A 13,947-nucleotide genomic window follows, 5' to 3' on the forward strand; every position below is an offset into this window, starting at 1 on the left:
AATATTTAGTTATAGTGCGCTAAGGTGTTTAAGAGCTAAGTTGCTATGTGGTAGAACGTTCTGAGCTATAAAACAGTAAAAGCCCCTTTCGGGGCTTAATTCCTTGTACAGTATATGTAGAGTAAGTCTTTATTTGTAGAGACCAGATTGTTTGTCTTCTCTGGCGTCGCGCCAACCACCAAGCCAATAGGAACGGGCGTCCATCTGTTGATATGGACATGCCTCCATAGAGCGGCCATTTAAACCAGCCTTATAACCCTGAGATTGCGCCCTTTCCATGCGGTCACGCTTTTGTCTCTTCATAGTGTCGTCCTCATACAAGAAAGTGTTTCTAACGTACTACTATTAAATTTATGTGGAGTTTTTGTGACTCCACAATTAAGAATCGATCAAAATTGGCGCTTTCACAAGATAAAAAAAAGGCACAGATCCAAAACTGTGAACCTGTGCCCTAGATTAAAAATTAGTCTATTTTCTACGGAACCCTAGCAAACCAAGCAGTGTCAGAGACAAAATACCAAAACCTGCACCTTGGCGTTCTACTTTGGTTACTTCACGTGGGCGAGATTGAATATCACTCGTTGTAGCACCATTAACAGGCACTAGTTTAACCGCTACTAATGAAGAGCCTGCGTTACATGAAGCATCGATTGCTGAGCTATCAAAACCACCAGCACAATAATAAGCAGTACCAGATATCACGCCTGCATCGTTAATATCACTTGCGTCAATGACACGGTAATCGTTGTTAGATGCAATGCCGTAGGTAAGATCATCAATATACCAAGCTTTATTACCTAATGGCGCTTTTGCATCATCGGCAGAAATCGGTGCAATAAACGCGCGTTTTGATCTTGGCTTACCACCATTTGATTCTTGGTGGCGCTCGAAATCAACTTGGCCAACGACTTCACTGTTGTTATTAATCCCACCAGCAACGCCGTTAGCACTGGTAAAGAAGATATCACCTGAAAAGCTTGAAGCGCTTAGCGATGATTTTGTTACGTCACCGACATAAAAAAGCTTGTTTGCATAAGACCCATCAAGTGGCTCACGATATTTAACGGTACCAATTGCTACACCTTTATCATTAACCGATGTAAGCAGTGAATTCAGGTACTTATCATCATCACTATAGTTAGAAACATATGTCTTAGTGACTGTCGTACCATCAATTTTAAACACCGCAGCTTGAGGTAATTCGTCACTATTCGCATCATAACCGACGGCATAAACTCCAGGAGTTGTAACATCGGGATCAGTCACATCTGCCACGTCTCGCGCACTACCCTGCGGAATTGAACGGCTGCTAGTACTACCACCAGATGTGATTAAAGTTTGTGTCGCACCACCACCAGTCCAGATCGCAGCTTGAGAGCGGAAATCATTGGCATCACTTGTTGTGAAGGAGACACTACCTACATAAAGATCTTGGCTTGGCAGTTTAGAGAACACTTTAGCTTGAACACCAGTGTCAACGATAGTCACATCGGCAAAAGGTTGCGTGCGCTCTTTCAAGCTTCCGCCATAGTATGTCCCGATAGCTGAGTCTGTTGCTGGATCTATTATTTGGTTGATTATAACGTTGTCTTTATCGCTTTGGATTTGTGTCCCTTCGATAAAAGCTAGGGAGTTATTCAACGAACCTTCTTGTGCATAGCCACTTGAATATTGGCGGCTAGCCCATTTTTTACAAAGCTGTTCAGAATAGTCTAAGTAACGGTCACAGTAGTTTCTAAAACCATCGTAACCATCTTCTAAGTATTCGTAACCATTTTCCAATAGAAACGGAGCTTCGTTGCGATAGTTGAAGCCTTCTTGGTACGTTTTCTCTTCATAGGCAAGCTTGTAATCAGCTTGACCACAATCAGATGTCCAACAACTTGCTGTTGCCGTTTCGGGAGCAATTGCTGAACCAAACGTCTCACCACCATTTGCTGGCTGGTAAGAATAAACATTATAAAGCGCAGCACTTGCACTGAATGATGCGGCAACTGTTGCCGCAACCATTGAAATCTTAAAAATCTTACTACTCATTAGACGTTAACTTTCCTGTTGCATTGCTTCGAGCTCTTCCCAGCGCTCGAATGCAATTTCAAGCTCCTGCTCAGTTGCAGCTAGCTTATCTAAAATCGTTTGTGTCTGCTCTACTGGTTTTGAGAAAAACTCAGGGTCGTTCACTTGCTGTTGCAAGTTTTCGATATCAGACTCTAATTGCTCTAGCTTAGCCGGCAACTCTTCTAGTTCTCGCTGCAGTTTATAAGATAATTTCTTAGGCTTATTCTTAGCAACGACAGTTTTGGGAGTTTCCTCAACCTGTTTTTCAATTTTCGTCGATTTTTCAACCACTCTCGCACTATGAGCTTGAGCTCTTTGCTGCTGAGCATCGTGATAACCGCCGACGAACTCTTCGATAACCCCATTGCCTTCAAAAATCCAACTTGTTGTTACCGTGTTATCAACAAACTGACGATCGTGGCTTACCAGTAAAAGCGTACCCTGATAATTGGCAAGCAAATCTTCCAAAAGTTCCAATGTTTCGATATCTAAATCGTTGGTTGGTTCATCAAGCACCAATAAGTTATTAGAACGCAGGAAAATACGCGCAAGAAGTAAACGGTTCTTTTCGCCACCTGATAACGCTTTAACTGGTGTACGAGCACGCTTAGGTGCAAACAAGAAATCTTGTAGATAACTAAGAGCGTGACGCTGACGACCGCCTACCATCACTTCTTGTTTGCCATCCGCCAGGTTATCAATAACGGACTTTTCAGGATCGAGAACTTCACGGTATTGGTCGAAATACGCTACTTCGAGCTTAGTACCACAACGCAACTTACCGCTGTCAGGTTTAAGATCGTCTAGTAACAATTTAAGCAACGTACTCTTACCACAGCCGTTAGGACCGACTAGAGCGATTCGATCCCCACGCATGATATTAAAAGAGAAGTCTTTAACGAGCGTCTTACCTTCGATGCTGTAATTCACATTCTCAGCTTCGAATACAATCTTACCAGAGCGAGAACCATCATCAATTTGGATATTCGCCTTACCCTGCACTTCACGGCGGTCTTGACGCTCTTCGCGAAGCTTTTTCAGTGCTCTAACACGGCCTTCATTGCGAGTACGACGCGCCTTGATACCTTGACGAATCCAAACTTCTTCTTGAGCTAGCTTTTTATCAAATTCCGCATTCTGCATTTCTTCTACGCGCAGCATCTCTTCTTTCTCAACCAGGTAGTTATCGTAGTTACCTGGGAATGAAGCGAGTTTACCGCGATCAAGATCGACAATACGCGTTGCCATAGACTTGATGAAAGCACGGTCGTGAGAGATGAAGATAATCGAACCACGGAAGTCCTTAAGGAAGTTCTCAAGCCATTCGATCGTAGTGACATCTAAGTGGTTAGTTGGTTCATCGAGTAACAACACATCAGGATCGCACACAAGCGCACGTGCCAATGCTGCTTTACGTTGCCAACCACCGGAGAGGTCGGTCAGTTTAGTGTGAGCATCCAACTTAAGAGCTGCTAAAACGTTGTTAATGCGGTCTTCAAAACGCCACGCACCTGAGTGCTCTAATTGCTCTTGAATACGAGCTAGCTTATTGATGTTCTTCTCAGATGGATCAATCGCAATCAGATCGAGTTGATCTTGATAGATCTTAAGCTGCTCACCGACTTCGGCTAGGCCACCAGCCACGTAATCAAGTACGGTACCTTCTTGATTTCGAGGTGGGTCTTGTTCAAGACGCGAAACAACAACATCTTGCGTTACCGTCAACTTACCATCATCAAGTTGTACTTCACGAGCAAGCACTTTCATTAATGTTGATTTGCCAGCACCATTTCGGCCAACCAAACAAACACGTTCGTTTTCTTGCAGAGCAAAGTCCGCATGATCAAGTAAAGGGTGATCGCCGTAAGCGAGCAATCCGTTATTAACGGTAAGTAATGCCATTGTTATCTAACCAATGTTGTAATTCTTGCAAGTCGAAAGGCCAATTTAACTCTTGGCCTTGATAATTTAGGACTGGAATAGTGACCCCGTAACGTAAAAACAGCTCTTCATCAAATGCGATATCAACTGTTTCGACTTTGTTGGCTATTCCTATCTGCTGACAAAGTTCAAAGGCCATCTCACAAAGATGGCACCCTTCTGTACTATATAAAGTGATCACTAAAACCTACTTATCCTTTATGAGTCACAATCCAACAGTTGTGGATGTGCTTGTTACGCGAGAAATCCAGCGGTAACGTTTGATGAGAAATATTGCGCGCTTCTAGCTCAAGTTCGCTCAACGCATCCATATCCATCTTAAAATGACGCTTGTTATTTGAGAACACAATCGTACCACCCGCTCTAAGTAGACGTTTAAGGTTCTTCATCAATTGAATGTGGTCACGCTGGATATCAAATGATTGCTCCATACGTTTTGAATTCGAAAACGTCGGTGGATCAATAAAGATAAGATCAAATTGAGCTGTCGTTGTTTCTAACCATTGAAGACAATCTGCCTGCTCAAATCGGTGCTGACGACCCACTTGACCATTCAGTTGCATGTTTTCTTTCGCCCAATCTAAATACGTCTTAGACATATCGACCGTTGTTGTCGACTTTGCACCACCACATGCAGCATGAACAGTTGCAGAGCCCGTATAAGCGAACAAGTTAAGGAAATCTTTACCTTGCGCCATTTCACCTATTTTACGACGAGTGATCTTATGGTCTAAGAACAAACCTGTATCTAAGTAGTCATGTAAGTTAACGATCAGCTTAACGCCGTATTCATTAACGTGCATGGTTTCAGATTCTTGAGACAGCTTTTGATATTGAGAGCGACCTTTTTGTTTCTCACGAACCTTAAGAACCACTTTATTTGCATCAATACCAGTAACTTGAATAGAAGCTCGAATAATATCGGTTAGTCGACGTTTCGCCTTCTCTTCTGGAATATCTTTAGGCGCTGCGTATTCTTGAATTACAAGGTTATCAAGGTAGATATCGATAGCAACGTTGTACTCTGGTAGATCAGCATCGTAAATTCGGTAACAATCAAGCTGCTCTTTGCGTGCCCACTTACCAATCTTACCGATATTCTTCTTAAGACGGTTCGAAAAGTCGGGAGCAATCACAGATTCAGTGACATTGTCACCTTTAGACTCAACCGGACGATCTGAAATTGAGTAATTCTTTTGTGCACAAGGTAGCGCACCATTGTTCAGTTTAAACTGCTTGTCAGCACGCATGCGAAGACAGCTAAGCAATTCGTCTGAACTTGAGAAAATAGACGCCTGGCAACCGCCAAACTCTGCTTTTAGCTGTGCGCCAAATGCGGTGTAAAGTGCAATAAGACCTGGGTGCGTACCTAGACGCTCACCATATGGTGGGTTTGAAACAACAACACCATTCTCAAAGCCTGCCGGACGCTTAACTTTTGCCGCGTCACCCTCTGCAAACTCTATGAGCGAATCAACACCTGCACGACGAGCGTTATCTCGCGCCGTTTTAATGACTCGCGCATCGTTATCAAAACCAAAGAATTTAGCGTCAACTTTTTTGACACCTCGACGAGCTTGCACTGAAGCTTCAGACTTGATTTCAGCCCATAATTCAGGCTCAAAATCCTCTAACGACTCAAAGCCCCATTTCTTTCGGTTCACGCCTGGCGCCATATTCGCCGCCATCATTGCCGCTTCAATCAGCAATGTACCTGAGCCACACATCGGATCGAGCATTGGTTTGGATTCATCCCAACCACTACGCAGGATAATCGCAGCTGCAAGAGTTTCACGCAGTGGTGCTCGGCCTGATTCTGGACGATATCCACGCTGGTGTAAGCCACCGCCGACCATATCAACGCCAAGAATGGCCTTGTCTTTATGCAAACGAACGTGAATGCGAAGATCAGCAAGATCTTTACTGATCGATGGACGTGGGAGGTTCTTTTTCTCGAAACAGTCTACAACCGCATCTTTAACTTTCATCGCGCCGTATTGGCTATTACGAATCTCTCGGTTAGTACCGTTAAAGTCGACAACAAACTTCTTCGAACTGTGGAAATGGTTAACCCAATTCACGGAAGAAGTCGCTAAGTACAAGTCCATATCATCGTTACACGTAAATTCAGATAAAACGCGAACGAATCGAGACGCTAAGCGGCTCCATAAACAGCAGCGATAAATCTGCTCATTTGACGCTTTAAAACGGACACCTGCTTGAACAGGCTTAGCGTTTGTAATCCCTAGCTTTGTTAACTCTTCAACTAACAGGTTTTCCAAACCATTGGAAGTAACCGCAAGATATTGATGCATAGTGAACTTTTATTCTTTAAGAAATGACTCCCCATTATACCTGACTACGCACTAATACCGTTAATGCAAATGGCTTTAATCACACTTTAAACGCGTTATCTGACCACAAATCAGTCAACCCTCCTAATGTTGCCCACTTTCATCATAGCCTTACGCTCAATCTTTAGTGTTACGACTTTCTTGGCTTAGAGAAGTAGTGAATACTTATTTACACCAAATCTGGTCTACACCAGCAATCAAATAATGCGTAATAAAGTTACAAAAATACGATAAAGGAGGAATAAATGGCAATGCAGCGCTATCAATCCGGTAACAAATGAAGAAAAAGCCGTGAAAGTTTAGGTTAGAAACCGAACGATTCTCACGTTTGCGAGAGTAGGAATCATCCGATTATTGAGTGCTCTTTGAACGATAGAGAAAAGATAGGCAAAAAAAATCGGCCTATTAGGCCGATGGGAAATGTTAAAAGGAACGAAAAATTAACCAACCAAAGCAATCGGTTGGACTTGAAACTGGTGATTCGCTGATAGCATTCTGTCATGCATCACTTTAATCGCTTGGCCAAACGCTAAAGATTTACTCCCATTTAGCTCAAACGCCTCTAATGAGACTGAAACGCATAAACTGGCGCACTCCCCGACCTCTAGAACGATAAAGATGCCATTATTGTTGGCGGCGGAGAGCTGAACAAAGTCGCCCTCTTCTAAACCCAATTCACCATTTGAGAGTGAGTCAAAAAACCAACTCTTCGGCTGAACAGGTTTGTGAAAACGTTTAGCTGCAACGCAATAAAGAGCCAGTTCTGCTTGACGAGGTTCAGAGAGAGTAAGATGTGCAATTTGTTCTTTATAAGTTTGATAAGCCGAAGCATCATCAACAGAGAATTCATTAATACCAATAGCACATTCAACAATAAGTTTGCGAGGAAGATTGGTCTTAAAAAGCATACCATCACCCAGATCGAGCATAAGGTGCCCTTCTGTGTCATCGTAATACCAAGTCCATTTGTCACTGGGTTTAAGCATCATTCCAATCTCTAAATTTGTATGGTGTAGGTAAAACGCTTAATTACCTTTCCTAGCAATATTGGAATTCTATAAGCTGGTTGAATAAAAAAAAGAGGAAATGAAATCTCATTTCCTCTTCATAAATCTCTATTTTAGCTCAGTAACTCTCGTGTGACATTGTCACGGTGATCAATAAGTTACGTTCCTACTATAGGTTTTTAACAATATCACGTACTAACTTTGGACCGTGGTAGATGAAGCCTGAGTAGACCTGGACAAGTTCAGCACCTGCCATCATCTTCTCTTTTGCTGCAACGTAAGAGTCTACACCACCGACACCGATCACTGGGATCTTATCGCCAAGCTCTTCATGCAGACAACGAACCACTTCTGTACTACGAGATTGAACAGGACGACCGCTTAAGCCCCCTGCTTCATTCGCATGTTTCATGCCTTCTACAACCGTGCGATCCAATGTTGTGTTTGTCGCGATCACTGCGTCGATATTGTTCTTAAGCAAAGATTCACAGATCTGTTTGATCTCATCGCTGCTAAGATCCGGCGCGATCTTCAAAGCCAAAGGAACATAATTACCGTGTTTTTCCGCTAGCTCTGATTGTTTTTCTTTTAGCTCAGAGAGTAGCTCATCTAACGCTTCGCCATATTGTAGAGAGCGAAGTCCAGGAGTGTTTGGAGAAGAAATGTTAACCGCAATATAACCAGCGTACTCGTAAACCTTTTCCATACAGATAAGGTAATCTTCCGCACCCTTTTCAATCGGCGTATCTTTATTCTTACCGATATTAATGCCTAGAACGCAGTTATATTTCGCTTTCTTAACATTTTCAACCAGGTTGTCGACACCTAGGTTGTTGAAACCCATGCGGTTAATGATGCCTTCTGCCTCAACCAAACGGAAAAGACGAGGTTTATCATTACCTGATTGAGGACGTGGCGTGACTGTACCTACTTCAACAAAGCCGAACCCCATTGCATCGAAAGCTTCGATACACTCGCCGTTTTTATCTAAACCAGCAGCAAGACCAACAGGGTTACGGAAAGTAAGACCCATGCACTCTACTGGACGGTGAGGAAGTTGCTGACGATAAAGAAGATCAACCGGTGTACCGGTGAAACGCTTGAAATTCTGAATTGCTAAATCATGTGCCTTTTCGGCATCAAGTTGGAAAAAGCCAGATCTGGCTAGACGGTAAAGCATTGTGCCTCCGAAAGAAAAAAGCCCCGTATAAACGGGGCTGTATTATTAAGGGTTTTACCGAATAATTCAATTAATTATGGCAAACGTTTACTCATTTGCTGAACAATTGAGGTTTAGCAGCATAAGTTCACGTAATGCAACCGAGAATTTAGCAAATTCATGAACTGAACCCACTTTGAATTCATTGAGAATATTTTCCCAACGATGCAGTGATACTTCATTACTTGCGATCCATTCATCTAACGCTTGCATCACATCGAGATCTTCAGGAGCACAACCGCAGCTCAGCACTTGGCCAGTAAGCTGACGTTGTTGCCAATCCAAATCTTCACGGAATGCCGCACGCGCTAGAGCTTGCCAATGGTTATCAACGGCCTGGGTATTGATCTGTTTCAAGAACCAGTGCAATGACAAACGATCGCCCAAGTTAAAGTACAATTTCGCACTTTGCTCAATCGATTTGCCTTTCTCACGGGACACTGTAGATATATCCAGTACCGAGTATAAGCTAGACAAACGCGAGACATAACTCGCCAATTCAGGCGTAATGCCCTTTTCAATCCACGCTTTCGCCATCTCGTTATGTTCTTCAACTTCCGCTGGCACCAGCATATCATCTAGGTTAGCTTTAATTGTTTCGACATCTGCTTGGTAGAGTTCGATAAGGGCTTTCACACATTGGCGGCCATTACGGTTACGCAACAACCAACGTGACAATCGACGAAGCGTGCGACGAACATAAAACATCATGTCGTACTGAGCTTCTGTTGTCGCATCATTGTCTAAAGAGCGTAACTCTTCAAACACTTTGCCTAAACCAAAGATTTCACGTGAAGCAACGTACGCGTTTGCGATATCGACAACATGCGCACCTGTTTCTTCTTGAAGACGAGTAACATAGTTGCACCCCATCTCATTAACCATCTGATTAGCAAGTGCAGTTGCGATGATTTCTGCGCGTAGAGGATGGTTATCCATCTGTGCAGAATAGTTACGACGTAACGCAGTTGGGAAGTATTGCGTCAGTTGCTGAGCGTGGAAGTCATCATTTGCGATGTCTTCATGCACAAGCTCCTCTTTCAATACCATTTTCCCGTAAGCCACCAGCACAGATAACTCAGGACGAGTAAGCGCCTTGCCTTGCTTTTCACGCTCTAGCAAGGTTTCATCGTCAGGGATGTATTCCAATGCGCGATCCAGATGCCCTGCTTTCTCTAGTGTGTGAATAAAACGAATTTGCTCTTTGACTAGTGAAGTACCTTGCTGCTCAGTAACAGAAATCGATTCTGACTGACAGTAAGCATCATCCAGTACGATCTCACCAACTTCATCTTCCATCGATTCAAGGATCTGGTTACGTTGCTTAACCGTTAGATCACCATTAGCGACTAGACCATTCAAGAAGATCTTAATGTTGACTTCGTTATCTGAACAATCAACACCACCAACGTTATCGACAAAGTCTGTATTTACGCGGCCGCCCGTAAGCGCATATTCGATACGACCCAGTTGAGTCATACCCAAGTTACCGCCCTCACCAACAACCTTGGCTTTTAAGTCTCTGCCATCAATACGCAATACATCATTCGCACGGTCGCCTACATCAGTATGAGTTTCCGAAGCCGCTTTTACGTAAGTACCGATACCACCATTCCAAAGCAGATCAACTTCCATTTTTAGGATCATTTTGATCAGATCATTTGGCGCAAGTGACGCTTTTTTAGTACCCAGCATTTTCTGAATTTCTGGCGTTAGACTGATAGATTTCGCTCGACGAGAGAAAATACCACCACCTTGAGAAATCAGGTCTGCGTTGTAATCTTCCCAGCTTGAGCGTGGCAGATTAAATAAGCGATTACGTTCTTCCCAACCACTAGCAGAATCTGGATTCGGATCAATGAAGATATGCATGTGGTTAAACGCAGCTTGTAAACGAATGTGCTTCGAAAGCAACATACCGTTACCAAATACGTCGCCCGCCATATCACCCACACCAATCGCAGTAAAATCTGTCGTTTGACAGTTAATACCCATTTCACGGAAGTGACGTTTAACCGATTCCCAACCACCTTTCGCGGTAATGCCCATCGCTTTGTGGTCATAACCATTGGAACCACCAGAGGCAAATGCATCACCTAACCAGAAGTTGTATTCATCAGATACTGAGTTTGCAAGATCTGAGAAGGTCGCGGTACCTTTATCGGCTGCAACAACCAAATACGGATCATCTTCATCGTGACGAACCACACTTTTTGGCGGAATTACTTCACCTTCAATAATGTTATCGGAGACGTCCAATAATGCGCGGATGAAACGTTTATAACAGCGTTGACCTTCCGCAAAGATCTCATCTCGTCCACTGAAGTTGTGCTGACGTTTACAAACGAAACCACCTTTTGCGCCAACAGGTACGATAACCGTATTCTTAACTTGCTGTGCTTTCACTAGGCCAAGGATTTCAGTACGGAAATCTTCTTGACGATCTGACCAACGAAGACCACCACGAGCAACTTTTCCACCACGTAGATGCACACCTTCAATGTCTGGTGCATAAACAAAGATTTCAAACGCAGGTACTGGTTGTGGGATCTCAGGGATCTCACTCGGCTTCATCTTAAGTGATAACCAAGGCTTAGATTGCTTGTTTTCATCAACTTGGTAGTAGTTGGTGCGAAGCGTTGCAGAGATCATTTCTACGTAACGACGAATGATACGATCGTCATCCAAGCTTTCTACATGGTCAAGCTGTTCAGTGATCTTCTTAACAAGATCGGCTTGGCCTTTCTGGCTGCCTTTGAATTTAGGATCAAAGCGCTTGGTAAATAAACCAACCAGTGCTTTTGCTAATTCTGGATAATGACTTAGTGTGTCTTCAATGTACTGTTGACTAAATGGGAAGCCAACTTGACGCATGTAACGCGCGTACGCACGAAGAATCGAAATTTCACGACCAGATAACGAAGCTCCGAGAACTAAGCGGTTAAAGCCATCGCTCTCAAGATCCCCTGCCCAAATCGCAGCGAATGCTTGTTGGAAACGATCTCGAGCTTCACGAAGATCCACTGTTTTCTCACTCTTATGGAGCATAGAGAAATCAAGGATCCAATAAACTTGTCCATTCGCTTTACGCACTTCGTAAGGAGATTCTCCTATCACTCGTAACCCTAGGTTTTCCAACATAGGCATCACATCAGATAGGTGGATTGGCTCGTCTTGGTGATAGAGTTTCAAACGAACGGCTTTCGAATCCGAACCTAACTCTTGAGGGCGATAGAACAACATACCCAGTTTGTTGTCATCACTTAACGCTTCAAGGCGCTCAATGTCCGCAACAGCAGAGCCAGGCATCACATCTTCTTTGTATGAACGTGGGAAAGCGCGGTTGTATTCTTTCGATAAAGGAAGTCCTTTACTCTCACCAAAGTTCGCCACGATCGCATCAGATAAACGATCATCCCAAGTTGAAGATGCTTCCATTAAGTTTTGCTCAATCGTTTTAACGTTAATGTCTGAATTGTTGTTGTCTACACGAACGATGTAGTGTGTTCTCGCCAATGGGCTTTCAGAGAAGAATGTCGTGAACTCCACTTCTTTATCACAGCCAAAATACTGTTTTAAAATACGTTGGGTAGTTCGACGTAGCTCAGTGTTGTAACGGTCTTTGGTGACGTAAACCATACAACTAAAGAAACGCCCAAACGGGTCTTTGCGAACAAACAATCGAAGCATGTCGCGGTCTTGCATTTGCACCACACCCATGCCGACTTCAAGTAACTCTTCCTCTTTCGCTTGAAGCAGTTCATCGCGAGGATAGTTTTCAAGAATATTGTGCAGCGCTTTGTACGAGTATGAGCCTTCGCGGTAGCTACTCGCTTCCAGAATACGCTCCACTTTTTCACGAATCAGTGGAATGCCTTCAACACTTTGGTTGTACACCGCTGAAGTATATAGGCCGGTGAAGCGATGCTCGCCGATCACTTTACCATTTTTATCAAATTTCTTAATGCCGATGTAATCGGTATAAGCTGGGCGGTGAATACGTGAAGGTGTATTGCCTTTAGTCAGAATAAGAAGGAAAGGTTTCTTCGCTTCAAGACGGGCTGAATCCGGGAAATCAGATAGCTTAACGCTACGTACACGATCGCGATTAGCAAATAAGCCTAAGCCTTTGTCTGGTGTCGGACGCAATTCTGTGTCGCCATCAACAGAGACCAAGTCGTACTCTTTATAGCCCATAAAGGTAAAGTTGTGTTTGCCTAACCAACGCAAGAAATTGATCGTTTCATCATAACGATCTCTCTCAACTTTTACGCTATCTTGTTGAGCAGCCACTTGATTGGTGACCTGTTCCAGTTTCTCTACCATTAGAAGCCAATCTTGCACAACAAGACCTGCATCTTTAAGAATACTGAGAAGTTCGGCTTTTAATGACGCCATTGCATCTTTATCACTCAAGCGATCGACTTCAATATGGAAAAGTGACTGTAGAGCCCCTTCACCTTCATTGATTCCGGTTATTTCACCTTTTTTATTGCGGTTCACTTGCGTTGGACCATGCAGCATCAAGTGAGATGCTAAGTCCAAACGGCTCAACGCCATTTTAATCGAGTCCACCAAAAATGGGCTGTCCTGGACAACGATTTCTACAATAGTGTGAGTTGATTGCCAGCCTTGGCGGCTAACCGTTGGGTTAAAGACTCGAACAGAAACCTCATCCGCTTTCTTTTCGCTAATGTGGTGCCAAAGGCTAACCACAGCGCCATAAAGATCAGATTCGTTACGTTCTACGAGGTCGTCTTGCGAAATATTGCTAAATAAATGCTGTGCAAGTTGAGTGACTAGGGGTTGATGAGCAAGCTCGAGTTTGTCTTGAATCAGTTTGTAGACCTTTTCAAGCAGAACCGGCATCAGTGTTTCACGCGCGGTCATAATCACACTCCACTATTAGAATTGTTTGTTTTTGTAGGGATGTTGTAAGCATAGTGCTTAACACGGGTAATGCCGCTTTATTGTAAAAGCTTTATTGATAAATAGTTAATTCTTTTGGGAGTGGTAGGAGGTGAAATGTTTGAGAATGTGATTGAGGCACTGTTTAAACTTCTACAAAATCAGATGCTCACAGAACTTCTAACTTTAGAAACTTATTATTTTGGTCAGTTGTTAAACGAAAACGCCCTTTTACCCCCATTTGAGTAAGAAAAGGTCTGAACCGAGTTGCTGGCAATTGTAGGCGTAAGCCATTGTCTGTCACCACTAAAATGTTACTTGCCGCTCCATTGTAGTGAGAAAGAAATGTTTGATATGAAATGTTAAGCGAGAAAAAATAATAGTGCATTGTTCAAAAAAGTAACGTTTTTTCTAACCAAATAAAACTACTGTATATATAAACAGTAGCACTCAAAAGTGC

The 13,947-nt window shown here is 43.3% G+C and carries 9 protein-coding genes; all 9 read right to left on the reverse strand.

Annotation, left to right across the window (positions count from 1 at the left end):
- Nucleotides 1–129: 129 nt before the first annotated feature.
- The 9 genes from rmf to GVO60_RS18350 all read right to left on the reverse strand — a co-directional run bounded on the left by rmf (nucleotide 130) and on the right by GVO60_RS18350 (nucleotide 13,875).
- The gene (gene rmf, locus GVO60_RS18310; RefSeq protein ID WP_159656643.1) at nucleotides 130–303 is read right to left on the reverse strand and encodes a ribosome modulation factor; all 174 of its coding nucleotides are present in this window, start codon (nucleotides 301–303) and stop codon (nucleotides 130–132) included.
- A 165-nt stretch (nucleotides 304–468) separates the two neighbouring features.
- Nucleotides 469–2,037, reverse strand: coding sequence for a DUF3466 family protein (locus tag GVO60_RS18315; RefSeq protein ID WP_159656645.1), 1,569 nt, complete (start codon nucleotides 2,035–2,037; stop codon nucleotides 469–471).
- 6 nt (nucleotides 2,038–2,043) lie between these two features.
- Nucleotides 2,044–3,960 (reverse strand): ABC transporter ATP-binding protein, encoded by a 1,917-nt coding sequence (locus tag GVO60_RS18320; protein ID WP_159656647.1) that lies wholly within the window; start codon nucleotides 3,958–3,960, stop codon nucleotides 2,044–2,046.
- Nucleotides 3,941–4,180, reverse strand: a complete 240-nt coding sequence (locus GVO60_RS18325) for a glutaredoxin family protein (protein ID WP_159656649.1) — start codon at nucleotides 4,178–4,180, stop codon at nucleotides 3,941–3,943. Before GVO60_RS18325 ends, GVO60_RS18320 begins: the two co-directional genes overlap by 20 nt.
- A gap of 10 nt (nucleotides 4,181–4,190) precedes the next feature.
- Nucleotides 4,191–6,314 carry a bifunctional 23S rRNA (guanine(2069)-N(7))-methyltransferase RlmK/23S rRNA (guanine(2445)-N(2))-methyltransferase RlmL gene (rlmKL, locus tag GVO60_RS18330; RefSeq protein WP_159656651.1) on the reverse strand — a complete coding sequence of 708 codons (2,124 nt, stop codon included), beginning with the start codon at nucleotides 6,312–6,314 and terminating at the stop codon, nucleotides 4,191–4,193.
- 479 nt (nucleotides 6,315–6,793) lie between these two features.
- Nucleotides 6,794–7,339 (reverse strand): cell division protein ZapC, encoded by a 546-nt coding sequence (locus GVO60_RS18335; RefSeq protein ID WP_167522345.1) that lies wholly within the window; start codon nucleotides 7,337–7,339, stop codon nucleotides 6,794–6,796.
- A gap of 190 nt (nucleotides 7,340–7,529) precedes the next feature.
- Nucleotides 7,530–8,540 carry a quinone-dependent dihydroorotate dehydrogenase gene (gene pyrD, locus GVO60_RS18340; RefSeq protein ID WP_159656655.1) on the reverse strand — a complete coding sequence of 337 codons (1,011 nt, stop codon included), beginning with the start codon at nucleotides 8,538–8,540 and terminating at the stop codon, nucleotides 7,530–7,532.
- 87 nt (nucleotides 8,541–8,627) lie between these two features.
- Nucleotides 8,628–13,469 carry an NAD-glutamate dehydrogenase gene (locus GVO60_RS18345; protein WP_159656657.1) on the reverse strand — a complete coding sequence of 1,614 codons (4,842 nt, stop codon included), beginning with the start codon at nucleotides 13,467–13,469 and terminating at the stop codon, nucleotides 8,628–8,630.
- 187 nt (nucleotides 13,470–13,656) lie between these two features.
- Nucleotides 13,657–13,875, reverse strand: a complete 219-nt coding sequence (locus GVO60_RS18350) for a DUF2835 domain-containing protein (RefSeq protein ID WP_159656659.1) — start codon at nucleotides 13,873–13,875, stop codon at nucleotides 13,657–13,659.
- Nucleotides 13,876–13,947: the final 72 nt, after the last annotated feature.

The sequence above is a fragment of the Vibrio atypicus genome (genome assembly GCF_009811315.1).
In the GTDB taxonomy this organism is placed as follows: Bacteria; Pseudomonadota; Gammaproteobacteria; order Enterobacterales; family Vibrionaceae; genus Vibrio; species Vibrio atypicus.